Raw genomic sequence first — 23487 nt, forward strand, 5'->3', positions numbered from 1 at the left:
TTTGATTTGTCGCCGCCATCACGCTGTGCCCAGAAGCTTGAGCGTGAACGCGACGATCACCAGCATGGCAAGCGAGATCGGCAGGAACACCTTCCAGCCAAGCCGCATCAGCTGGTCGTAGCGGTAGCGCGGAACGAAAGCCTTCACCATCGAGATCATGAAGAAGACGAACAGCGCCTTGATGATGAACCAGAAGATTCCCGGCACCCAGTTGAGGAACCAGACATCCACCGGCGGCAGCCAGCCTCCCAGGAACAGGATGGTCGTCAGCGCGCACATCAGCACGATGGCCGTGTATTCGCCGAGCATGAACATCATGTAGGGGGTCGAGCCGTATTCGACCGCGAAGCCCGCGACCAGTTCCGATTCGGCCTCCGGCAGATCGAAGGGCGGCCGGTTGGTTTCCGCCAGCGCCGAGATGAAGAAGATCACGAACAGCGGGAACAGCGACAGCCAGTGCCAGTCGAGGAAGGAACTGGGCAGGCCGAGTCGCGTCCCCAGGCCATCCCCTTGCGCCAGCACGATATCGGTGAGGTTGAGCGATCCGACGCAGAGCAGCACAGAGACGATGACGAAGCCGATGGAGACCTCGTAGGACACCATCTGCGCCGCCGAGCGCAGCGCGCCGAGGAAAGCGTATTTCGAGTTCGAGGCCCACCCGGCCATGATGATGCCGTAGACCTCGAGCGAGGAGATGGCAAAGACGAAGAGGATGCCGACATTGATGTTGGCGATCACCCATCCTGCGTTGAGTGGAATCACCGCCCAGCTGGCGAGCGCCAGCGTCACGGTCACCAGCGGAGCCAGCAGGAAGACGCCCTTGTTGGCGCCGGCAGGAATCACCGGCTCCTTGAGCACGAACTTCAAGAGGTCGGCAAAGGACTGCAGCAGCCCCCAGGGGCCGACCACATTGGGGCCGCGGCGCAGCTGCACCGCCGCCCAGATCTTGCGGTCCGCCAGAAGCAGGAAGGCAAGCGCCACCAGGATGGAGACCATCAGCAGCAGCGATTGCGCCGCCATGATCAGGCCAGGCCAGAGATAGGTTGCTGTGAAACCGTCCATGATTGTGTTCCCCGCCCTTACTCAGCCGCCACTGGCGTGACGTTCTTTGCCAGTTGAGAGCATTCCGCCATCACCGCGGATGCGCGGGTGATCGGGTTGGTCAAATAGAAGTCTTTGACCGATGACGCAAACGCCGATTTGCCCATCTTCCCCGGTTTTTTGGCCAAAGCGCCGATTGAGGCGGGATCACCGGCCGCAATCCCGTCGATGGCGGCGAAATGCGGGTACTCTGCAAACAGCGCCGCGCGCAGCGCCACCAGCGAATCATAGGGCAGCTTCTTGCCAAGCACATCCGACAGCGCCCTCAGAATCGCCCAGTCCTCGCGGGCCCCGCCCGGCGCGAAGCCGGCACGGTAGCCCATCTGTACCCGACCCTCGGTGTTGACGTAGATGCCGGACTTCTCGGCATAGGTGGCGCCCGGCAGAATGACGTCGGCGTGATGGGCGCCCTGGTCGCCATGCGTTCCGATGTAGACGGTGAAGCCGGCGGTCTTCCTCGAAAGGTCCATCTCGTCCGCGCCCAGGAGGAACAGCACGTCGGTGCCGGTCAGCATGGCCCGCGCGTCGATCCCGCCCTCACCCGGAACCAGCCCGAGGTCAAGGCCGCCCACGCGAGCCGCGGCCGTGTGCAGCACGGCGAAGCCGTTCCAGTCGGAGCGCACCGCCTTGACCTGCTCGGCAAGCCTTGCGGCCATGGCCAGTATGCCGGCGCCGTCGGCGCGGGTCAGCGCGCCCTGGCCGACAAGGATCAGCGGTCGCTTGGCACGCTTGAACCTGGTCATGAACTTGCTCGAGCCTTCGACCACTTCCTTGAGGCTGTCCGGGCCAGCGCCAAGATGCTCGTAGGGATAGCGCAGATCGGCGGCCTCGCCGATGACGCCGATCGGCAGCGCATCGTCCATCCGCCAGCGCTTGCGGATGCGGGCGTTGAGAATCGCGGCCTCCCGGCGCGGATTGGAGCCGATGATCAGGATCGCGTCGGCGTCCTCGATGCCCTCGATGGTCGGATTGAAGATATAGCTGGCCCGGCCGAGCGCCGGGTCGAGCGCGGCGCCATCCTGGCGGCAGTCGATGTTCCGCGACCCCAGCGAGGCGATCAGCGCCTTGAGCGCGAACATTTCCTCGACTGTGGCCAGATCGCCGGCGATGGCGCCGATGCGTTCCGGGCTCGCGGCGGACACCGCATCACGGATTGCGGTGAAGGCTTCCGGCCAACTGGCGGCCTCAAGCCGGCCGTTGCGGCGCACATAGGGGCGGTCGAGGCGCTGGGTCTTCAACCCGTCCCAGACGAAGCGGGTCTTGTCGGAGATCCACTCCTCGTTGATCGATTCATTGATGCGCGGCAGAATCCGCATGACCTCTCGGCCGCGGCTGTCGATGCGGATCGCGGAACCGCAGGCGTCCATGACGTCGACGGATTCGGTCTTGGTGAGCTCCCACGGCCGCGCCTGGAAGGCATAGGGCCGCGAAGTCAGCGCGCCGACCGGGCACAGGTCGATGACATTGCCCTGCAGTTCCGACGTCATGGCGTGTTCGAGATAGGTGGTGATCTCGGCATCCTCGCCGCGGCCGATCAGGCCGAGCTCGGAGATGCCTGCCACTTCCGTGGTGAAGCGGACGCAGCGCGTGCAGTGGATGCAGCGGTTCATCACCGTCTTGACCAGCGGACCGATATACTTGTCCTCGACGGCGCGCTTGTTTTCCTGGTAGCGCGAGTTCTCCATGCCGAAGACCATGGCCTGGTCCTGCAGGTCGCATTCGCCGCCCTGGTCGCAGATCGGGCAGTCGAGCGGATGATTGATCAGCAGGAACTCCATCACCCCTTCGCGCGCCTTCTTGACCATCGGCGTGTTGGTGAACACCTCCGGCGTCTCGCCGTTGGGTCCGGGACGCAGGTCGCGCACGCCCATGGCGCAGGACGCGGCGGGCTTGGGCGGTCCGCCCTTCACCTCGACCAGGCACATCCGGCAATTGCCGGCAACCGACAGCCGCTCATGGAAGCAGAAGCGCGGCACTTCCGCGCCCGCTTCCTCACACGCCTGTAACAGCGTGTAGTGATCGGGCACTTCGATCTCGTTACCGTCAACCTTGATCTTGGCCATGCGAGCAGTCCTACCCTTTGTACGTCCTGGCCGGGCGTTGCACCCGGCCGTTTCCAGTTCCGGCCAGTTGCCGGTGTGTCAGTCAGTCCCTGGCGGCCCCGGAGCCGCGGGCGAACTCCGCCGCCTGCTCCACCCAGCCGTCCCGGTCGATGCGACCCTTGAACTGCAGGTAATCGTCAAGCCAGGCGATCTCCGCCTCTTTCCAGGCGGCGACCTGTGCATAGGTCCAGATGCCCAGAGAATTGAGAACCTGTTCCAGCTTCGGCCCGATGCCCGAGATCGCCTTGAGGTCGTCGGGCGTCTCCGGCCGTTCCATTTCCGCCGGTCGGTGGAAATCTTCCGGCTCGAGCATCGGCCTGGCGTCGCGCTGGCCTGCCGTTGCCGGCGCCTTCAACTCCACCGGCACCTCAGCGACCGCGGTCTCCACCGAGGCCGCCGCCGCCATGTCGGCGTCCGACTTCAACTTGTCCACCGCGGCCGACTTCGGCGCGGCGACGGCGGCCTGCCTGGCTGCCTTGCCCGCCGCCTTCTCAATCTTCTTCGCCGCGCTTGCAACGGGCTTTGCGGTCCCGGCGATCACCGAAGCGGCGCGCGCCATCGGCACCACATCGTCGCGCCCGGCAGTCTCTTGCGGCGCGGCCGGCGACCTGACCACTGCCTGGTCCTCCGAAGCCGCCAACAGCCTGCCCTGCATGGCCAACGCATCGGCCTGCAGCTTCATCGCGCCCCGCATGGCGCCCAGCATCATGCCGGTCATGTGGCCTGCAACGCCGAAGCCCAGCGCCGTGGCCGCGGCGACCGCGGCGGCCGGATGCGCGAGAACCGGCGGCACTGCCGTGTCCGCCGTCTTCATCCATCCGCTCATCGCGTCCATCTGCTTCGTCATTGCCTCTGCGCTCAACTCCGTGGGATAAGAAAACATCGACATCAGCTTCTCCTTTGTCGTCTGCGGTTCTTGGTCCCTTGCAACGTTTCCTGCCTGGTGGCCCGACTTTGCGGGCCGCTTACTCGGCCGCTTCCAGCACCGTGTTGCGGCTCTGCACGGCATTGCGTGTGTACTGGTCGATGCGCGCCTCCATCTCCGGACGGAAATGCCGGATCAGGCCCTGGATCGGCCAGGCCGCTGCATCGCCCAGCGCGCAGATGGTGTGACCCTCGATCTGCTTGGTCACATCGAACAGCATGTCGATTTCGCGCTTCTGGGCATTGCCCCTGACCATGCGCTCCATCACCCGCCACATCCATCCCGTGCCCTCGCGGCACGGGGTGCACTGGCCGCAGCTCTCGTGCTTGTAGAAGGCCGACAGCCGCGCGATCGCCTTGATCACGTCGGTCGACTTGTCCATCACGATGACCGCCGCTGTGCCGAGACCGGACTTGAGGTCGCGCAGGCTGTCGAAATCCATAGGCGTGTCGATGATCTGCGCTGCCGGCACGAGCGGCACCGAGGAGCCACCGGGAATGACGGCGAGCAGGTTGTCCCAGCCGCCGCGGATGCCGCCGCAATGACGCTCGATGAGTTCGCGGAACGGAATCGACATCGCCTCTTCCACGGTGCACGGCGTCTTCACGTGTCCGGAGACGCAGAACAGCTTGGTGCCCGTGTTGTTGGGTCGGCCGATGCCGGCGAACCACGCGCCGCCCCGGCGCAGGATGGTCGGCGCCACGGCGATCGATTCGACGTTGTTGACCGTCGTCGGGGCTCCGTAGAGGCCCATATTGGCGGGGAACGGCGGCTTCAGCCGCGGCTGGCCCTTCTTGCCTTCGAGGCTTTCCAGAAGCGCGGTTTCCTCGCCGCAGATGTAGGCGCCGGCGCCGTGGTGGACATAGATGTCCATGTCGTAGCCGAGCTTGGAGTTCTTGCCGAGCAGGCCCGCGTCGTAGCACTCGTCGATCGCCGCCTGCAGCGCCTCGCGCTCGCGCATGTATTCGCCGCGCACATAGATGTAGGTCGCGTGCGCGCCCATCGAGAAGCCGGCGATGACGCAGCCCTCGATCAGCGTGTGCGGATCGTGCCGCAGAATGTCGCGGTCCTTGCAGGTGCCGGGCTCGGATTCATCGGCGTTGATCACGAGGTAATGCGGCCGGCCGTCGCTTTCCTTCGGCATGAACGACCATTTGAGCCCGGTCGGGAACCCTGCCCCGCCGCGGCCGCGCAGGCCGGACGCCTTCATCTCGTTGATGATCCAGTCGCGTCCCTTTTCCAGGATGCCCTTGGTGCCATCCCAATGGCCACGCGCCATCGCGCCCTTCAGCGACTTGTCGTGAAGGCCGTAGATATTGGTGAAGATGCGGTCTTTGTCAGCTAGCATGTTCTATTCCGCCGGATGGTCTGCGAGTTCTAGACGTTTCTCGATCCTGTGCACGTGCTGGTCGAGCTTGTCGAGACTGAGGTAGATATTGCCAATGTCCGTGTGGGCCGCGTTCAATGAGGATGCAAGCCCCCGCACCTGCTCGGACAGTGAGCCGATGCGGCCCTTGATTTCCTGCTGGCCGTCGTCCAGATGCGTCATGCGCGTCTGGATCTGCTTCAGGACATCAAAGATCAGTTCGTTGGTAACCTCAGCCATTCCTTTTCCCTATCGAGGTTTCTTGCCGAAAACCTTGAAATATTCCTCCGGGCCGCCCTTGGCGAGCGCCTTGGCCTGCCTGACCCAGTCGTCGCGGTCGATGCGCCCCTTGAAATTGAGATAGCCGTCGACCCAGTCGCGCTCGGCTTTCTTCCAGCCGGCCACCTGCTTGAAGGTGTAGATGCCGAGCGAATTGAGCGTGCCCTCGAGCTTCGGGCCGACACCGGAAATCAGCTTCAGGTCGTCGGGTGCCGCAGGGCGGTCGATGCCGGCGGGACGGCTCCTGTCGGACAGCCCGGCCGTTGCAGGCGTTGCGGGGCCGGCCACCGAGGCGACCGTCTCTGCAGCCGCCGGCTTGCGGGCGGCAGGCCTGGCCGGATCCGATACCGCCGCGGGGGCCTTTGCGCCCGCCGATCGGGAAGCGGCTGCCTTTCCGGTCTTGGACTGGGCGTTGGCCTCGTCCTTCTGGTCGGTCGGTGTCACCGGCCGCGAGGTCCCGAGTGTTTCCGATTCACCCTCCCGCTTGGGCTTGCCTGCCTGGGTCGGCGCGGGCGACTTGGCCGCCGCCCCGGCTGCGGCCTTTGTCTTCGCCGCCGGCTTCGGCTCCTCCTTGAGCGATGTCAGCCCGCCCGCCGGCGCCGAGAACACCCGGTCGATCTGCGGCCCGGGCTCGATGTCCTGCGGCCGTCCGGCCTCGAAGCGGTCGATGATGTAGGCCAGCCGCTCCGGCGTCAGGTCCTCGTAGGCATCCTTGAAGATCATCACCATCGGCGCGTTGACGCAGGCGCCCTGGCATTCGACCTCTTCCCAGGACAGCGTGCCCGCCTCGTTGAGGTGCTGCGGTTCCGCATGGATCTTCGACCGGCACACATCCATCAGTGCCTCCGAGCCGCGCAGCATGCAGGGCGTGGTGCCGCAGACCTGGATATGGGCGCGCGTGCCGATGGGCTTGAGCTGGAACTGGGTGTAGAAGGTCGCCACTTCCAGCGCCCGGATATAAGGCATGCGCAGCATGTCGGCGACATGCTCGATGGCCGTCTTGGTCACCCAGCCATCCTGCTCCTGCGCCAGCATGAGCAGCGGAATGACCGCCGATTGCTCGCGGCCCTTGGGATATTTGCTGACCCATACCTTCGCCTGGGCGGCAAAGTCGCGGTTGAAGGCGAATTTGGCTGGCTGGACCTGATCATCTGCGAGTCGACGGACGGACATGGGCTTCTCTTTGGTCTTTGTACCGGTCTACTTGATTTCACCGCACCGCGACGCGGTGAGGTTCACGAACTCGCAGGCATAGGCCTTGCGATCCTTCTGCAAAAACACGACATACTTCGCGCCGTTAGGCACGGCGGCCTTGATCTCGTAACCCTCCGCCACCAGATCGGCGACGCTCGCCGTACTGGTGGTCCCGCCAACCGCCGACTGCGCCAGCGCGGCACCGGCCATCGACATCGTCAGGCCGGCGGCCAGTAGCGGCAGTCTCACCGGTCGACCTCCCCGAACACGATGTCGAGCGAGCCGAGGACCGCGGAGACGTCGGCCAGCATGTGCCCGCGGCACATGAAGTCCATCGCCTGGAGATGCGCATAGCCCGGAGCCCGGATCTTGCAGCGGTAGGGCTTGTTGGAGCCGTCGGAGACGAGGTAGACGCCGAACTCGCCCTTCGGCGCCTCGACGGCGGCATAGACCTCGCCCTCGGGCACGTGGAAACCCTCGGTGTAGAGCTTGAAGTGGTGGATCAGCGCTTCCATTGAGCGTTTCATCTCGCCGCGCTTAGGCGGCACGATCTTGGTGTCGGTCGACGACACCGGGCCGGATTTTTCCTTGCCTAGCAGCTGGTTGATGCACTGGCGCATGATCTTCACCGATTCGCGCATCTCCTGCATGCGGATCAGGTAGCGGTCGTAGCAGTCGCCGTTCTTGCCGATCGGGATGTCGAAATCCATCTCGTCGTAGCATTCGTAGGGCTGCGACTTGCGCAGGTCCCAGGCAGCCCCCGACCCGCGCACCATCACGCCGGAGAAGCCCCAGGCAAAGGCGTCCTCGAGCGAGACGACGCCGATGTCGACATTGCGCTGCTTGAAGATGCGGTTGCCGGTCAGCAGCTCGTCGATGTCGTCGCAGGTCTTGAGGAACGGGTCGCACCACTTGCCGATGTCCTCGACCAGCTGGTGCGGCAGGTCCTGGTGGACTCCGCCCGGACGCACATAGGCCGAGTGCATGCGCGCGCCGCTTGCCCGCTCGTAGAACACCATCAGCTTTTCACGCTCTTCGAAGCCCCAGAGCGGCGGCGTCAGCGCGCCCACGTCCATGGCCTGGGTGGTGACATTGAGCAGGTGCGACAGGATCCGGCCGATTTCCGAATAGAGAACCCGGATCAGCTGTCCGCGCTTGGGCACTTCGGTGCCGGTCAGCCGCTCCACCGCAATGGCGAAGGCGTGCTCCTGGTTCATCGGCGCGACATAGTCGAGCCGGTCGAAATAGGGAATCGCCTGCAGATAGGTCTTGGCCTCGATCAGCTTCTCGGTGCCGCGGTGCAGCAGGCCGATATGCGGATCGACGCGCTCGACCAGTTCGCCGTCAAGCTCGAGCACAAGACGCAACACGCCGTGTGCGGCCGGATGCTGCGGGCCGAAATTGATGTTGAAGTTGCGGACATTGTGTTCGTTCATGATGCGCCCTCAGCCCTTCGCTTTTTCGTCGCCCGGCAGCACATAATCCGTGCCCTCCCAGGGACTGAGGAAATCGAAGTTGCGGAATTCCTGCTTCAGCTCGACCGGCTCGTAGATGACCCGCTTGGCTTCGTCGTCATAGCGCACCTCCACGAAACCGGTGAGCGGAAAGTCCTTGCGCAGAGGATGCCCCTCGAAACCGTAGTCGGTGAGGATGCGGCGCAGGTCCGGATGGCCGGTGAACAGGATGCCGTACATGTCGTAGGCTTCGCGTTCGAACCAGTCGGCGCCGGGATAGACCGAAGTCAGCGACGGCACCGGCTCGTCCTCGCTGGTCGACAGCTTGACGCGGATGCGCATGTTCTGGCGCGGCGACAGCAGGTGATGGACCACGTCGAAGCGCTCCGCCCTGCCCGGCCAGTCGACGCCGCAGGTGTCGATGTAGCTCACGAACTGGCACTGCGCATCGTCGCGCAGGAAGGTCATCAGCGCGATCATCGACGGCCCGGTGGTCACCAGCGTCAGCTCACCATGGGAAATCCTGGCGTCCTCGATCAGGTTGCCCTTGCGATCGCGCAGATAGTCGGACAGTTCGGTCAGTGCCTGGCTCATGCTGCCGTTCTCCTAGCGCTCGATCGTGCCGGTGCGGCGGATCTTCTTCTGCAGCAGAAGCACGCCGTAGAGCAGCGCTTCCGCCGTCGGCGGGCAGCCCGGCACGTAGATGTCGACCGGCACCACCCGGTCGCAGCCGCGCACCACCGAATAGGAATAGTGGTAGTAACCGCCGCCATTTGCGCACGATCCCATCGAGATGACGTAGCGCGGCTCCGGCATCTGGTCGTAGACCTTGCGCAGCGCCGGCGCCATCTTGTTTGTCAGCGTGCCGGCCACGATCATCACGTCGGACTGGCGCGGGCTGGCGCGCGGCGCGAAGCCGAAGCGCTCGGCGTCGTAGCGCGGCATCGACATCTGCATCATCTCGACGGCGCAGCAGGCAAGTCCGAACGTCATCCACATCAGCGAGCCGGTGCGCGCCCAGGTGATCAGTTCGTCGGTCGAGGTGACGAGAAAGCCCTTGTCGGCGAGTTCGTTGTTGATCTCCCCGAAGAACGCGTCATCGGCACCGACCGGCTTGCCGGTGCTGGGATCGATGATCCCCCGTGGCGCGGGCGCCATCACCGGTGCGTTGGTCACTCCCATTCCAGAGCTCCCTTTTTCCATTCATAGACAAAGCCGACAGTCAGGACGGCAAGGAACATCATCATCGACCAGAAGCCGATCCAGCCGATATTGTTGAACGACACGGCCCAGGGGAACAGGAACGCCACTTCCAGATCGAAAATGATGAACAGGATCGACACGAGATAGAAGCGAATGTCGAATTTCATGCGGGCATCGTCGAAGGCGTTGAAGCCGCACTCATAGGCGGAGAGCTTTTCCGAATCGGGTGCCTTGAAGGCGACGACGAAGGGGGCGATCAGCAGGGCGCTGGCGATAACCAGTGCCAGGCCGATGAAGATCGCGATCGGCACATATGCGCCCAGAAGTTCCGTCATGACGTCCGTTCCCGTGACCCTGCCGGCGAGACCTTGGCGAACGAATTCGTCCCGGCCCGTCCCGCCTCAGCGGTTGTTCATGTTGCAACGCGGCGTGGTTACCGCAGGCAGCGGGGCTGCGCAAGAGCAGCGGCCGCAATTCAATTCCCACGCCTGTATTCGTTCGACCTTAGCCCGCTTCACCGCCGATGGCGAGGCCGGTTGTCCGCTGCCGGCTGTGTAATTTTGTCATCTCAATCCGCTGTCGCGGCGCGTGAGTCGGGACAGCGGCGGAGCAAAAAAACATGAGCAGTAAGCACAAGTTTGGTGCGCGGTTGCCGGCGGGCGTCCCGGCGCACGTGGTGCGCCGGGACGCCGCAATGCAGCCCACGCTCACCGCGTCATGAGCAGCGGTTCTGTGAGGCCGTGATCTTCAATGTGTCTTGGGGGGGATGGCTCGTGCGGCTTTCGCCGCGCCGGCCGCAGGCCTTGCCTGCCGTTTGAAAAATGGCGCGAGTGACGGGACTCGAACCCGCGACCTCCGGCGTGACAGGCCGGCACTCTAACCAACTGAGCTACACCCGCGCATTTTTCAGACGAAACAGTGGGTGACCGCCGTTCCGTGAGCGGCTGATTAGGACGTTCGCCGCGGGGTGTCAAGCGACGATTGTTCGCCAATGCCACAAACTTTGCAGCCGGCCTCAAACGCCGCCGAAACTCCGGCGTTCGTTCAGTGAGGAACAAGGATTGGCTTGCACAAATCCCGCCGAGGCCGTAAAGCAACCGCTCAACTGGGGGCGATTAGCTCAGTTGGTAGAGCGCCTCGTTTACACCGAGGATGTCGGCGGTTCGAGTCCGTCATCGCCCACCATTTCCGCTCCTGTTCCCTTCAAGCCACCTACCCTGTGAATGGTATGAATATAGGAGCGGCTCGGAACATCCCGCAGAGCCTTCCTCTCACGCGCGACCACCTTCTGCATTTCCAGGACTTGGATAGGTTTCTCGTTTGCAGCAACAATGGAATTGCTTGCTGCGTCAACGACACGAACAGGCGGTTGTTCGATCTTGCGTTCGATGTGTCTCGAACGCCTTGACGGACTTTGCAGGCGGCTGGACGAAGCGCCGGATGCCATAACGCCAAATTGCCACGGAAGAGCCGGAAGTGGCGCCGAATTCCCGGCCGCTGCCAACCAGAGCTCGCCTCCCTATGCCGGCACAGTATCCGCCGCCACAAATCGTCATGACATTGTCGGGCATTTGGTGCTATCTTCTATTCAGAGGCAGACCCATGACCAGACAGACCCGTTCCGAAAAGCTCGATCTTCGGCTCACCGCCGAGGCCAAACGCACCCTTGCCGCCGCCGCCGCCGCCGAGCGCCGGTCAATCAGCGACTTCGTGCTTGAAAGCGCGCTTGGCCGCGCCCAGGAAACACTGGCCGACCGCAAGAGCTTTCATCTCGACACGGCGCGATGGGAAGCTTTCCAGGCCGCGCTCGATGCGCCGACGCGGGAATTGGCCGAGTTGAAGCGGCTTCTTTCCGAGCCCGGCATCTTTTCGGGCCGCGAACCCGGGTGAGCCGCTTTCGTATCGAAAAGCTGTCCCGCAAGCATCCCGTCGACGCTTTCGACTGTGGGCAGGAGCCCCTCAACCGTTTCCTGAAACGCTATGCATTTCAGAACCAGCAGGCCAACGCCTCGCAGACCTATGTCGGCCTGTCGGATGACGACGTGATCGGCTTCTATACGCTGGTCGTCGGAGAGGTCGCCTATGACGGTGCTGCCGAGCGCCTCACGAAAGGCATGGCCCGGCATCCTGTTCCCGTGATGCTGCTCGCCCGTCTCGCAGTCTCCCTCAACTGGCAGGGCAAGGGCGTGGGCGGAGGTCTCCTGCGCGACGCGATCCTTCGCACGCTCCAGGCCGCCGACATTGCCGGCATCCGCGCCCTCACCGTCCACGCCAAGGACGAGGATGCGCGCTCCTTCTACAAGCGCTACGGCTTCATCCAATCCCCGACCGATCGCTTGCACCTCTTTGTGCTGATCAAGGATCTCCGCGCCTTGGATTAGCCAGGCGCCGCGGACGCGCGGATCGAGTGACGCCGCGACCACAAATGCCGATGTTAGGCGAAGCTCAGCCGGACGACCCGATCCGAATAATCGTCCATGATCGAGACCATTTCCAATAGATCCTGATCCGAGACGACAATGATCGCGTCGCGGGCGATGCGTCGCTCGATGCGGTCGAGAGAGGCCCGAATCTCGACGAACCTGCCGTGCTCTTCGGCCGAGGCGATTCTGATGCCGCTGGGCGCTTTCTCAAAGTAGTCGGCAAAAAGCGTCGCCAAGCCGCCGAGCATCGCGACGAGCGCCGACGCCAGCGCCACGCCGGCCTGGTCGACCTGCAAGTAGACGAGTAGGGCACCGATTGCCCCCGAGATCGTGGCGATCACCCCGCCGATCATCTTCGTGCGGTTGACCAGCGTCATTCGCTGCCGGATCGCATTGATGAGCACCTCGGCCTGCGTCTTGAGACCTTTGGCGGATTGGCTGACCAAGTCGATGTAGGCGGCCCGCTGCGCGGGCGCGATCTTTCCCATGGGAGCTTCATTCAGCGATCCCAGCTCCCGCGCCGATGACAGCACCCGGCCCTCGGACTGGTGACGCTGACGGAGCGCATTGATCTCTCCTGGAGACGAGCGCTCCAGAAATTCCACCATCTTCGCCGTGGATGCATTCGTCGTCCCCATGAGTAGTCCCCCCTCAGCTTTCCGCCTGAAAATCCTTGAACAAGTAGAGCAAACCGACCAGCGCGACCGCGATCACGAAAATGACCGGGATATGGATGAACAGCATGACCCAGAAGGCAATAAACCAAAGGATACCGGCCGCGATCAACAGAACGAGGCTCACTCCCGACATCATCGCGACCACGCTTCCGGCGCGCGCGATCCAAGCTGTTTTGCGTGACCCGAGGATCGTCGGACGCTCGCTTACCCATGCCGCCGAGTGAGTAATGCCACCCAACAGGAAGGCGAGGATGACAGCGGACCGGAAGGGGTTTTCCGGCACGTATCGCACAATCTGACCGATCCCACCCTTCCAGTACCACGGCAGTTGCCTTCCGCGCCACTCGTCGAACCAGTCATCGAAGTCTTCCGCTGCAATGTTCGATGCCCAGTCGATGGAGGAACGCACGGGTGAATCCAGAGCGTTGGCCTGAACGCCGCCGCCAGAGCTGTCCCCTGAGCCTCCGCCGGGACCAGACGGCGGTGGCGGGCCGCCCGGACCGCCAGAGGAGAACTTGAAACGCGCCTCAGCATCCGTGAAGGTCGGCCCCTCGGTCTTGACGACGGCAGTTTCGATCAAGTTGTTGACGAGGTCGACGTTGAACCAAGCATCACCGAGGAGCTCGAATGGCTTAAGGAGATCGGCCATACGTGTCGGATCCATGGGCACTTCGGCAAGGAACGCCGCCACTTCGGTGGTGGTGATGTTTCTGGAGAACCCGACCGGCGCGCCGGCCTCCACACCGCGACAGCCCAAGGGAAAGAGTTTGACGTTGTACTTGATCGCCAGATCGACAAGGTGGGAGACATCGTGCCGTTCGACTTGCCCGTCGCTGCGCTTCATTATGAAGGCAGGGCCCTCGATGTGCCCGACGAGATAAACCGCCTTGCCGGCGAGGGATTTGACGTATGCCTCCACGAGGTCGGGCGGGGGGAGTTCTCTCGTTTCGCCCTTCCAGGCGTTCGTCATCTCCCGCAGCGGCTGCGCAAAGTCCTTCCGATCTAGAAAAAATACCAACTCCGGCTTTCCAGTCGGCGCGGCGCCGGCGAGACTGCGCACGAGCTTGGTGCGGGCCTCGACACCTGACGAACTGCCCATCAATTTCCATCGAGAAGAGTCCAGACCGAGATTTCGCAGCGGTTCGCGCATATATTCCGAAAACGCCTGCTCTCGGGCGTTGATCGTGCCTTCAGCTATTTCGTGCCGGACAAGTGGCTCCGGTGGCGCGACGATCTTGGAATGCGCCGCTTGAGTTGAGAGTGCCCAGCCCAGGGTCCAGGTAAGATGCGGAGCCAGCTTTTGAGCAGTCGGCGTCAACGACTGTTCAAGGGTGTCCATCCTGAGACTTTCCCAAAGTAACTCGGGCTTTCTGCTCCTCGGCGAGAAGGTGGGAATGTCCTGGAGCCCTTCGCGCAACCCGTTGCCGAGTTTCGTCCCAGGCGGCAACGCGTCGAGCATTTCCTGTAGCCTCTGATCCAGCCTGCTCTTTCCGGGAGCGAGGGGATCGGGCTTGATCTTACAGCACGTCGAAGGTTTGGGTTTGGGAGCCGGCCGCGCACCGAAGCGCGCATCGGCGGGCAATGCAGAAACGGCGAGCATTATGCTCATCAACACCGCGAGAACCGAAAATCTCCGCATCGCCGCACCCGCAAAAGTCAGGACGAAGCATGTCACATTTCTCAATAGACGGGAAGATGTGTGAAAGCATCGGAACGAGGACACAACAGCAGATATTAGCCGAAGCGGTGAGTGTGGGACGTTCCACACTGTTGGGACGAGGATGCGCGCTCCTTCTACAAGCGCTACGGCTTCATCCAATCCCCGACCGATCTCTTGCATCTCTTCGTGCTGATCAAGGATCTGCGCGCCTTGAGCTGATCCCGCCCGAAGCATTTCCGGCGACCCCCGCTCCCCTACGCCACATGGCTCCAGAAGCCGTGCTTCCTGCCGTGTCGCAGCCTGAGCCCGGCGACATAGGCGTCGTGCGGTGCGAGGCTGCCGTGGTCTTCGATATGGGGTGCAAGGGCCGCGCAGTCCGCCAGATGCCGCGCCGCGTGCCGGTAGCGGCTCGATCGGGCGTGCTCGAGCGTGAAGTCGATCATCGCGCGCAGCAGGATCGTCGCTGCCAGCGGATGGATGGCGCCCAGCGACTCGGCAGCCGACGACAGCAGTGGATAGAGATCGCAATCCAGCTTCCCGCTTCGGGCCTCGACCAGCCTGGCTGCCTCCGCGGGCGCGGGCCAACTGAGGAAAAAGGCGAGCGCCTCGTGTACATCCGGAAAGGCACGCGCCCGGGCGAATGCCTTCTCTTCCGCCTCCACGTCGTCGAAGTCCGGCAACCGCCTGAGATAGGCGCGCAGATGCTCCGCGCTCAGCGACCGCTCGAAGCGCGCCCACCGGAATGCTTGCGCCTCGTCCGCCCGCTCCAGCGCCTCGAGCGTCCTGGCTCTGGCCAGTTCCCATTCGATCGGAACGAATATCCTGCCCCCGACATCGACCCGATCCAGCGCCTCCAGAGCCTCGTCGGCCCGCCCCGCGGCGAGCAGCCGGTCGGCGATGTCGGTGGCAATCATCGGCGCGCCGCGGTGCTCTCCCGGCATGTGCGCAATGTAGGAATCCACGTCGCCCTGCGCGTCGGCAATCTCCTGGAGCGCGGTTCGGGCGGCAAGCCTTCTGCCCCGGACGGAAACCTGGCCGCCGGAGGCCGGCTTCTCCGGTGGTTCTTCCAGCCACTCGCAGACCAGCAGCTTCAACGCCGTCAGCCCGTCGGCGCCGAGTGCGGGAGCCATCGTCGTGATCATCCGGTCATACTGGCCATGATCGTTGTCCTGCAGTGCGGCAAACACCCTCGGCGTCAGGGAGTCGGCGTCGAGACCGGCTGCGAGCGCAATGCCGCACGCATCCTCGATGGCCTGCCGGAAACTCGCCATCAGCGTGCCGTTGCTGTCGGCGGTCCGCGTCAGAATCGTGTCGGAGAGCCTGAGGAACTGCCAGACAAGGTCGAAAGCCTCCGACGGGTCGCGCTGTGCGACCGTTTCGACGATGGTCTTGCGCTGCATCTCGAGATCGGCCTTCAGGGTCCTGACCTTACGCCAGCCGATCCGGCCGCGGGCCCGTCCGAGGCTGACGAGCCGCTTGCGCACTTCGCGGACAACTTCGGCGCTGCCCTGGCCGCCGGCCAGTTCCATGCGCAGCCGCCGCTTCCTGTCGGCGCTGCCGGTGCTGATCTCGATGAGCAGTTCGGCAAGCCGCGGCGCGCCGAGGGTTTCCAGGTTCTTCGCATTGAGAGTGGTCTTGGCCGCCATGATTCCCCGCCGTGAACGCGCGCCGACACTAGCGGCGCGCGTCCCCGAGGCCAAGCGGCGGCGAGCCTGCAGAATGCCTGCAGCTTGCATCGCGGGCCTCTGCCGCTAGAACATGGGCATGATCGCGCAACCCACAGCCCGGGGAGAGACATGAAGACCTTCGTCATTTCCGACCTGCACGGCCGGTTCGATCTGCTGGAGGCAGCCCTCGCGGCGATCCACAGGGCCGCGTCCTCCGGCAGCGTGGTCTTCACCGGCGACTATGTCGACCGTGGCCCCGAGAGCCGGCAGATCGTCGAGCGGCTGATGCGCGGGCCGGACCTGAATGGCTGGTCCTGGACCTGCCTCAAGGGCAATCACGAGGCGATGATGGTGGGCGGGCTCAGGGGCCAGGCCAGCATGGAACCCTGGCTCGCCAATGGCGGCTTGGAAACCCGGGCCTCCTATCCGGGTGGCGTGCCCGAGGCGCATCTCGACTGGCTCGCAGCGCTGCCGCTCCTGCATCGGGACCGGCACCGCATCTATGTCCACGCCGGCGTCGACGACACGCTGCCGATATCGACGCAGCCGGAAAGCACGCTGCTTTGGATGCGGACCGACCGCGACTACATCCACCCCGAGGGATATGTGGTTCACGGCCACATGCCGATTCCCGACGGACCGCTCATCCTCGCCGGCAGGGCGGATCTCGACACCCTCGCCGTGCGCACCGGCCGGCTGGTGATCGGCGTCTTCGATGACGCGATCCCCGGCCCGCCGGTCGATCTCATGACCGTTCAGGGTCCCCCGCTCCGCAGTTGACCCCTGTCCGCCCGGAGGTCCCGTCTTCGCGTGAGGCCCGAGGCCCCGCGTGGAGCATTGCGCCGGCCATGAGAGCCGGTCAGGCTTTCACTGCGGCGTCAGCGTCTCCGTCCCAGAACCGGATTCTCCGTCGATGGTCCAGGCGCCTTCGAGCGTGCCGTCGTCCATCACCTCGTAGACCACCAGCCCGACCCCGCCGGTCTTGAACACATAGGCGGCCGCAAAGGCATTGTCGTAGAGCATGCAGATGCCGTCGGATTCGCTGCCGACGCTCCAGCGAATGTGGCAGGTTGTTTCCGAGCTCAGCGTGATGGTCGCCGTGCCGCTGTAGCGGCTGCCGTCGAGATTGGTGCCCTCGACCGCATAGGTTCCCGCGGAAACGTCGGCCCGCGCCGCGTCCGCCAGGCCCAGCGTTGCCGCCAGGCAGATCCAGATCAGCTTTTTCATTTGGTTTTCCCCTGTATGGCCGGCCACGCTGGCGGGCAGGACAGAATCCAACGCCCCTGGCAAACTGTCAATCGGCGTGGCGAGGCTCCGCCTGATTTCTTTCCGCCGCTTATATCCGGACATGCTCACACAAGCTCCAGCCGTCAGGGTGCGGGCCGGGGGAAGGTCCCCCTTCCCTGCTGCTCGGCATGGACAGCAATGGACCGCTTGAAAGACCCATCCCGCGGGCCCCGCGCCTCGCATTACGGAGTGCCGCCGTGCCTGCTTCCGCATCCGCTGTCCGATTGCCGACTCCCCTTGCCGCAAGCATGAGCCGCCTCGCCGCCTCCACCGCCATCGGCACCCTGTTGGCCCTCGCGCTGGCGGCAAGCGGCACCAGCCCTGCGGATGCGGAGGATTTCGACGTCTACCATGACGGCACCCTGCACTACGAGGACTTTGATGGCGGCAGCGCCACGCTGGTCGCCGCCTCCGACATCAACGTCCGGCAGGCCTTCGATTCCAAGTCCCAGGGCACGGTGCTCGTCGATGCCTTCAGCACCGGCCGTTCGGTGGAGCGCTCGTCCCCGACACCTCCTGAGCCCGGGGGTTCCCTCTCGGTCACCCAGGCCGGCACCCTGATTTCGGGCAACGCCAACGCCATCTACATCGACAACAGCGCTGCCGCCGTTCGGGTCAATTCGACCGGCGGCGACGGCCGCAACGCCACTGCCGGGGAGGAAATCACGGCCGGCATCGGGGCCAACGGCGGCGCCGTCAGTGTCACCAACAGCGGCAGCATCACCAGCGACGCGCTGCTGACCTACGGCATCCACGCCGTAAGCGACGGCGGCCAGGGCGGCAGCGGCGACGGCAGCCACTACGGCGATTCGCTCGGCGGCAACGGCGGCAGCGTCGGCGTCACCAACGCCGGCACGATCGTCACGCTGCAGGCCCGCTCGCACGGCATCCTCGCCCAGTCGCTCGGTGGCACCAACGGCAGCGCCCAGAGCTTCTGGCAGTTGCTGGGCAAACACAAGACCGGCGGCGCCGTGACGGTCACCCTCTCCGCCCTTTCCGGCGGCGGACGGTCCTCGGTCAGCACCGCGGGCGACCGGTCGAATGCCATCGTCGCCCAAAGCGTCGGCGGCGGCGACATGGACCTGGTCGTCGTCGACGGCCAGGGCAGCGGCTCGGGCAGTGGCGGCGCCGGCGGCCATGTCACCGTCGACATCGGCGGCAATGCGGTGTCGACCGCCGGCAACCTGTCGATCGGTGTGGTGGCGCAGTCGATCGGCGGCAGTTCCGGCGTCGCGGCCAAGGGACAGACCGGCGCCAACGGCGGCTACAGCGGCGCGGTCGACTTCAGGGGCGCAGCCGGCTCGACCGTGGAGACCCACGGCCTGAATTCCGATGCGGTGCTGCTACAGGCCATCGGCGGCTCCGGCGGCGCGGGCGGCTTCGATACCGGCAGCGTGGCCATCGGCGGCAACGGCGGTGAAGGCGGCGCCGGCGGCACCATCACCGCGGCCACGGCGGGCGCTCTGACCACCCATGGCGACCATTCGCTCGGGCTGCTGGCCCAGAGCATCGCCGGCGGCGGCGGTCGCGGCGGCAATGCCGACGCCACCGCGGTCTTCGTCGCCGTCGCCGTCGGCGGCAATGGCGGCGCCGGTGGCCAGGCAGGCTCCATCGGCATCGGCGTCGGCGACATCACCACCGCCGGCGCCTTCTCGCACGGAGTCAGCGCGCTCAGCATCGGTGGCGGTGGCGGCCATGGCGGCACCGCCACGGCGACCGCGACCGCACCGGTCTTCGCCTCGGCCACAGCGGTCGGCGGCAGTGGCGGAACCGGCGGCAATGGCGGCGCCGTCACGCTCGATCTCAACGGCGCCATCCGCACCGGCGGCGATCACTCCATCGGAGCGCTGGCGGAAAGCATCGGCGGCGGCGGCTCCGGCGGTTCGGCCCGCGCGCTCTCGGCCGCGGCCGGTCCTGTGGCCGTGTCGGTGGCCGTGGCCATTGGCGGCCATGGCGGCAACGGCGGCGTCGGCGGGACCGTCAGGATCACCAACCATCCGGGCGCCAGCGTCGCCACCCAGGGCGATTTCAGCACCGCGATCGCCGCCTATTCAATCGGCGGCGGCGGAGGCAATGGTGGCGGCGCGCAGAGCATCAGCCTGGCCGTCTCAGCCGGCGAAACCGCGATGTCGGGGGCGATCGCGGTCTCCATCGGCGGCACCGGCGGCAGCGGTGGCCAGGCCGGCGGCGTCACCGTGTCCTCGGACGGCTCGGTCTCGACCGCCGGCACCTTCGCCTTCGGCGTCCAGGCGCTCAGCGTCGGCGGCGGCGGCGGCCATGGCGGCAGCTCGATGGCGGCCGCGGCGGCCATTTCCACCGGCCAGACCCTGGCCGTCAGCGTCGGGCTCGGCGGCAACGGCGGCACCGGCGGCCACGGAGGGACCGCCACTGTCAATCTCGGCGCCGGATCGACGATCACCACAGGCGGCGATCACGCCATCGCGGTGCTGGCGCAATCGATCGGCGGCGGCGGCGGCTCCGGCGGCTCGGCGCTGACGCTCAGTGGCACCGCCAGCCTCGAAGCGGGCGCCAACACAGTCTCTGTGGCTCTCGGCGGACATGGCGGCGCCGGCGGCGATGGCAACATCGTCGGGGTGTCCAGCGCCGCGACGATCGGGACCAGCGGCGCGTTCGCCCACGGCGTCTTCGCCCAGTCGGTCGGCGGCGGCGGCGGCGCCGGCGGCAACAGTCTTTCGGCCGCCGTCTCGGCCGGCATGAAGAGCGCCCGCTCGATGGCGGTGACCGTCGGCGGCAATGGCGGCAATGGCGGCACCGGCGGGGCGGTGACTGTCACCAACACCGGAATCATCTCCGTGGCGGGCCAGCTCGCCTCGGGCATCGTCGCCCAGAGCGTCGGCGGCTCGGGCGGCGCCGGCGGCAGCTCCGAATCGGTGACCGCGGCGATCAAGGCGTCGGAAGACGCCAGCGGCAACGGACATCTCGCCGATGGCCGCACTGTCTCGATCTCGGTCGGCGGCAACGGCGGTGCCGGCGGTCGGGGCGGCGCCGTCACCGTCACCAGCGGCAATGACGTCACGGTCGGCGACGACGGCGGCGTCGGGATCTTTGCCCAGAGCGTCGGCGGTGGCGGCGGCTCCGGCGGCCATGCCGATTCCGTGTTCCTGTCCGCGAAGAAGGGCGGCTCGGCCAACAATGACGGCGGCGGCTTCTCGACCCGGCACCTGAAAAACCTGACGGTGGCGCTCGGCGGCCGGGTCAATTCCGCCGGCGACGGTGGCGCCGTGACAGTCACGCACGCGAGCGGCCACCTCGTCTCCACCGCCGGCGACAGCGGCTTTGCCATCCTGGCCCAGTCCATCGGCGGCGGCGGCGGCGTCAGCGCCGCAGCTGACAATCTGTATTTCCTAAATCACCTCGTCCTCGGCGGCGACTCGGTGGCGGGCTTCGGCAAGAGCGTCACCGTCACCAATTCCGGCAGTCTGCAGACATCCGGTCTGTTCGCCTCGGCCATCGTCGCCCAGAGCATCGGCGGCGGCGGCGGCGTTCATATGTCATCGGAGAACCTGCGCGCAGATTTTCTCGAGGCCAATACCGTGGCGGAGAGCTCCGGCCAGGTCGATCTCGGCGGCACCATCGCCATGGGCACCGGCGGCGCGGTGACCGTAGGCAACACCGGCACCGTTTCCACCGGCGGCGATTTCGCCATCGGCATCCTGGCCCAGTCCATCGGCGGCGGCGGCGGACTGGCGACGGTGGACAATGACAGTTCGTCGACCGCGGTCCGCATCGTCAGCTTCGTCCATCCGGATGCCGGATTCACCACCGGCGCCTCGACGGTGTCAGTGACCCATGGCGGCGCGATCTCGACCGCGGGCCTCGGCGCCGTCGGCATCCTTGCCCAGTCCATCGGCGGCGGCGGCGGCCTGGTCCAAGCGGCCAGCGCCGTCACCGACCACAGCGCGGCGGCGGGCGAGCAAGCTGTATGGGGACTCAACACTGGCGGCGGCTCGGCCGCGGCGGTCACCGTGACGCAGGGCGCCGGTGCCTCCATCCGCACCGCCGGCGACGGCGCGGTCGGCATCCTGGCGCAATCGCTGGCCGGCGGCGGCGGCCTGATCCAGACCGATGCGGGTACACTCGTCGAGGTCGCCCATCTTTTCAACCTGACCACCGGCGCCGGCGACGCCGGCGGCGTCTCGATCAGCCAGCACGGGGCCATCTCGACGCAGGGCCGCTACGCCGACGGCATCCGCGCCATCTCGGGCGGCAACACCAGACCGGGCGACATTTCGATCACCGTCAACGGCTCCATTGCGACCTCGGGCAATGACCTGAGCTCCGTCTATGCCGGACTGCGGGGCAACTCCCCGGCCGCGGGTATCACCAGCATCACGGTCGCCGACGGCGGCTCCGTGTCCGCCACGGGCATCAATGCGGACGCGATCGTCATCGATGACGCCACCCACAGCATGATCAACATGGCCACCGTCACCAATTCCGGCACCATCACTTCGGCGCAGGGCAATGCCATCCGCTCCAACCAGTTCCTGCATGTCATCAACGCCAATACCATTGGCGGATCGGTCGAAGCGGCGGGCGCCCGGCAAGCCTATATCCCCTGGGTCGGAACGACCGTCGCGACGAATGCCGCGGCCAATTTCGAGAACCAGCTGGGCGGCTGGTTCAGCCCCGGCGCCAAGGTCGACCTCGGCGCCTACCATGCCAACGAACTGATCGACGGCCTGCACATGGGCCTGCTCAGCAATGCCGGCGCCGTGGCCCCGGGCGGCGAAGGCGCCGTGATGCACACCGCGCTCACCGGCCGCTACGAGAGCGCCGCCTCGGCACTGTTCTTCGTCGACCTCGACATGGACCGGCAAGATTCCGACCGGCTGACGGCGAGCAGCGGCATGCTGTTCAACGGCACCGTCCGCCCCAACCTGTTGTCGCTGGGTCCGAATGCATCGTTCGTCATCGCGGCTGCGCCGACCGGCACGGGCCTGGCGAGCACCGCCACGGTGATGGCCACTCCGGCCGTGAGCTACACGATCGGCACCGCCAGCCTCGGCGGACAAGACGTCGTGCAACTGGCCGTCACCGGCATCGATTTCGATGCCCCCGGCCTCAGCGCCAACGATTCCGCCCTGGCCAAGCTCTACAATGCCCGGCTCGCCACCGGGAACTACAACACCGACCCGGCACTGGTGACTTTGGCCAACGCCCCCGTTCTCTCCTTGCTGGAATATGCCCTCGATTCCTACTCCGCCGATCATCTCGTGTCCGAGACATCGGCGCGGACGATGGCCGCCACCGGATTCCAGAATTCGGTGTTCAGCTGCGGCGTCGCCGACGGCGACTACGCCGCCATCCTTGAGGGCGAGTGCAACTGGACCAGGATCAGCTACCGCTGGAGCACCCGCGACGGCGGCACGGCCGACGCCCGCAAGGACCGGACCTTCGGCTTCAGCGCCGGCCTGCAGCGCGCCTATGACGAGCACTGGCGCTTCGGCCTCGCCGGCGGCTTCGAGACCGTCGAATCCGTCGCCGCCAATGCCGAGACGCGCTCGGATCTGGTTCATCTCGGCGTGGTGGCGAAGTACCAGCAGGACAACTGGCTTTTCGGGGCCTCGATCGCCGCCGGCCACGGTTGGTCGGATACAAGCCGCACCATTCCGCTCGACGCCGGCCTGACGGCGCTTGCCAGCCACGGCAGCGACTGGATCCAGGCCCGCATCCGCGCCGCCTATCTCTTCGACAATGACGGCTGGTACCTCAAGCCGCTGGCCGAGGTCGATGTCAACCTGACCCGCACCGACGCCTACCGCGAGACCGGCGCGGAAGGCTACAACCTCGCCATCGACGGCGGCATTGACCGACAGGTGGCGATCAATGCCGGCTTAGAATTCGGCAGCGACCACCTCACGGAATCGGGCATGAAATTGCGCACATTCGGCTATGGCGGACTGCGCTACACCCCGGAGCCGGGCCGCACCATCGACGTTTCGATCAACGGCGGGGCCGAGACCTTCTCGCAGAGCTATGAAGGCGACAGGCTGCTGGGCAGCATGGCGGCTGGCTTCAAGCTCTTCGATGACAGCAATCTGAGCCTCGACGCCCGCTACGAGGGCCAGTACGGCCGCGATGTCGTCTCCCACGGCCTGTCGCTGAAGATGCAGATCGGCTTCTGA

General features: G+C 65.6%; 20 protein-coding genes and 2 tRNA genes. 6 read left to right on the forward strand and 16 right to left on the reverse strand.

Going from position 1 to position 23487, the window contains the following annotated elements; genetic code table 11:
- Positions 1-18: 18 nt before the first annotated feature.
- The 12 genes from nuoH to DFR52_RS05145 form a co-directional block, all read right to left on the reverse strand.
- Positions 19-1062, reverse strand: a complete 1044-nt coding sequence (gene nuoH / locus DFR52_RS05090; protein ID WP_110030775.1) for an NADH-quinone oxidoreductase subunit NuoH — start codon at positions 1060-1062, stop codon at positions 19-21.
- 17 nt (positions 1063-1079) lie between these two features.
- On the reverse strand, positions 1080-3164 hold the full coding sequence (gene nuoG / locus DFR52_RS05095; RefSeq protein ID WP_110030776.1) for an NADH-quinone oxidoreductase subunit NuoG: 2085 nt from the start codon (positions 3162-3164) through the stop codon (positions 1080-1082).
- A gap of 82 nt (positions 3165-3246) precedes the next feature.
- The gene (locus DFR52_RS05100) at positions 3247-4092 is read right to left on the reverse strand and encodes an NADH-quinone oxidoreductase subunit E (RefSeq protein WP_110030777.1); all 846 of its coding nucleotides are present in this window, start codon (positions 4090-4092) and stop codon (positions 3247-3249) included.
- A 76-nt stretch (positions 4093-4168) separates the two neighbouring features.
- Positions 4169-5476, reverse strand: a complete 1308-nt coding sequence (nuoF, locus tag DFR52_RS05105; RefSeq protein WP_110030778.1) for an NADH-quinone oxidoreductase subunit NuoF — start codon at positions 5474-5476, stop codon at positions 4169-4171.
- Positions 5477-5479: 3 nt separating this feature from the next.
- On the reverse strand, positions 5480-5734 hold the full coding sequence (locus DFR52_RS05110; RefSeq protein WP_110030779.1) for a hypothetical protein: 255 nt from the start codon (positions 5732-5734) through the stop codon (positions 5480-5482).
- A gap of 9 nt (positions 5735-5743) precedes the next feature.
- Positions 5744-6946 carry an NADH-quinone oxidoreductase subunit E gene (locus tag DFR52_RS05115; protein WP_110030780.1) on the reverse strand — a complete coding sequence of 401 codons (1203 nt, stop codon included), beginning with the start codon at positions 6944-6946 and terminating at the stop codon, positions 5744-5746.
- Positions 6947-6973: 27 nt separating this feature from the next.
- Positions 6974-7216: a hypothetical protein gene (locus DFR52_RS05120; protein ID WP_110030781.1), complete on the reverse strand. Its 243-nt coding sequence runs from the start codon at positions 7214-7216 to the stop codon at positions 6974-6976.
- Positions 7213-8403 carry an NADH-quinone oxidoreductase subunit D gene (locus tag DFR52_RS05125; RefSeq protein WP_110030782.1) on the reverse strand — a complete coding sequence of 397 codons (1191 nt, stop codon included), beginning with the start codon at positions 8401-8403 and terminating at the stop codon, positions 7213-7215. The genes DFR52_RS05120 and DFR52_RS05125 overlap by 4 nt, the downstream gene beginning before the upstream one ends.
- A gap of 9 nt (positions 8404-8412) precedes the next feature.
- Complete coding sequence (locus DFR52_RS05130; protein WP_110030783.1) at positions 8413-9015, reverse strand: NADH-quinone oxidoreductase subunit C; 603 nt, start codon at positions 9013-9015, stop codon at positions 8413-8415.
- Between the two features lie 12 nt (positions 9016-9027).
- The gene (locus DFR52_RS05135) at positions 9028-9603 is read right to left on the reverse strand and encodes a NuoB/complex I 20 kDa subunit family protein (protein WP_170132215.1); all 576 of its coding nucleotides are present in this window, start codon (positions 9601-9603) and stop codon (positions 9028-9030) included.
- The gene (locus tag DFR52_RS05140) at positions 9594-9959 is read right to left on the reverse strand and encodes an NADH-quinone oxidoreductase subunit A (RefSeq protein WP_110030785.1); all 366 of its coding nucleotides are present in this window, start codon (positions 9957-9959) and stop codon (positions 9594-9596) included. The genes DFR52_RS05135 and DFR52_RS05140 overlap by 10 nt, the downstream gene beginning before the upstream one ends.
- 487 nt (positions 9960-10446) lie before the next feature.
- A tRNA-Asp gene (locus DFR52_RS05145) sits at positions 10447-10523 on the reverse strand.
- 210 nt (positions 10524-10733) lie between these two features.
- On the opposite strand from DFR52_RS05145, the gene DFR52_RS05150 reads away from it, so the two are divergent.
- From DFR52_RS05150 to DFR52_RS05160, 3 genes are all read left to right on the forward strand, one after another.
- A tRNA-Val gene (locus DFR52_RS05150) sits at positions 10734-10809 on the forward strand.
- A 417-nt stretch (positions 10810-11226) separates the two neighbouring features.
- Positions 11227-11514 (forward strand): type II toxin-antitoxin system TacA family antitoxin, encoded by a 288-nt coding sequence (locus DFR52_RS05155; protein WP_110031143.1) that lies wholly within the window; start codon positions 11227-11229, stop codon positions 11512-11514.
- Positions 11511-12005 carry a GNAT family N-acetyltransferase gene (locus DFR52_RS05160; RefSeq protein WP_245415192.1) on the forward strand — a complete coding sequence of 165 codons (495 nt, stop codon included), beginning with the start codon at positions 11511-11513 and terminating at the stop codon, positions 12003-12005. Before DFR52_RS05155 ends, DFR52_RS05160 begins: the two co-directional genes overlap by 4 nt.
- A gap of 53 nt (positions 12006-12058) precedes the next feature.
- On the opposite strand, the gene DFR52_RS05165 is transcribed toward DFR52_RS05160, so the two are convergent.
- Together DFR52_RS05165 and DFR52_RS05170 are read right to left on the reverse strand one after the other, a co-directional pair.
- Complete coding sequence (locus tag DFR52_RS05165) at positions 12059-12685, reverse strand: hypothetical protein (RefSeq protein ID WP_110030787.1); 627 nt, start codon at positions 12683-12685, stop codon at positions 12059-12061.
- Positions 12686-12698: 13 nt separating this feature from the next.
- Entirely contained in the window at positions 12699-14363 is a 1665-nt protein-coding gene (locus DFR52_RS05170) for a hypothetical protein (RefSeq protein ID WP_146215539.1), read from the reverse strand.
- Between the two features lie 111 nt (positions 14364-14474).
- On the opposite strand from DFR52_RS05170, the gene DFR52_RS24950 reads away from it, so the two are divergent.
- Complete coding sequence (locus DFR52_RS24950; protein WP_280954178.1) at positions 14475-14603, forward strand: hypothetical protein; 129 nt, start codon at positions 14475-14477, stop codon at positions 14601-14603.
- Between the two features lie 35 nt (positions 14604-14638).
- Here the strand turns inward: DFR52_RS24950 and DFR52_RS05175 are convergent, their stop codons facing one another.
- A complete protein-coding gene (locus DFR52_RS05175; RefSeq protein ID WP_110030789.1) occupies positions 14639-16030 on the reverse strand; it encodes a DUF6880 family protein in 1392 nt (463 codons plus the stop codon).
- A 150-nt stretch (positions 16031-16180) separates the two neighbouring features.
- Between DFR52_RS05175 and DFR52_RS05180 the strand changes: the two genes are divergently transcribed.
- Positions 16181-16831: a metallophosphoesterase gene (locus DFR52_RS05180; RefSeq protein ID WP_110030790.1), complete on the forward strand. Its 651-nt coding sequence runs from the start codon at positions 16181-16183 to the stop codon at positions 16829-16831.
- Between the two features lie 87 nt (positions 16832-16918).
- Here the strand turns inward: DFR52_RS05180 and DFR52_RS05185 are convergent, their stop codons facing one another.
- Positions 16919-17278, reverse strand: coding sequence for a hypothetical protein (locus DFR52_RS05185; protein ID WP_110030791.1), 360 nt, complete (start codon positions 17276-17278; stop codon positions 16919-16921).
- A gap of 308 nt (positions 17279-17586) precedes the next feature.
- On the opposite strand from DFR52_RS05185, the gene DFR52_RS05190 reads away from it, so the two are divergent.
- Complete coding sequence (locus tag DFR52_RS05190; RefSeq protein ID WP_110030792.1) at positions 17587-23487, forward strand: autotransporter outer membrane beta-barrel domain-containing protein; 5901 nt, start codon at positions 17587-17589, stop codon at positions 23485-23487.

Origin of the sequence: Hoeflea marina, from assembly GCF_003182275.1 — a bacterium.
GTDB lineage: Bacteria > Pseudomonadota > Alphaproteobacteria > Rhizobiales > Rhizobiaceae > Hoeflea > Hoeflea marina.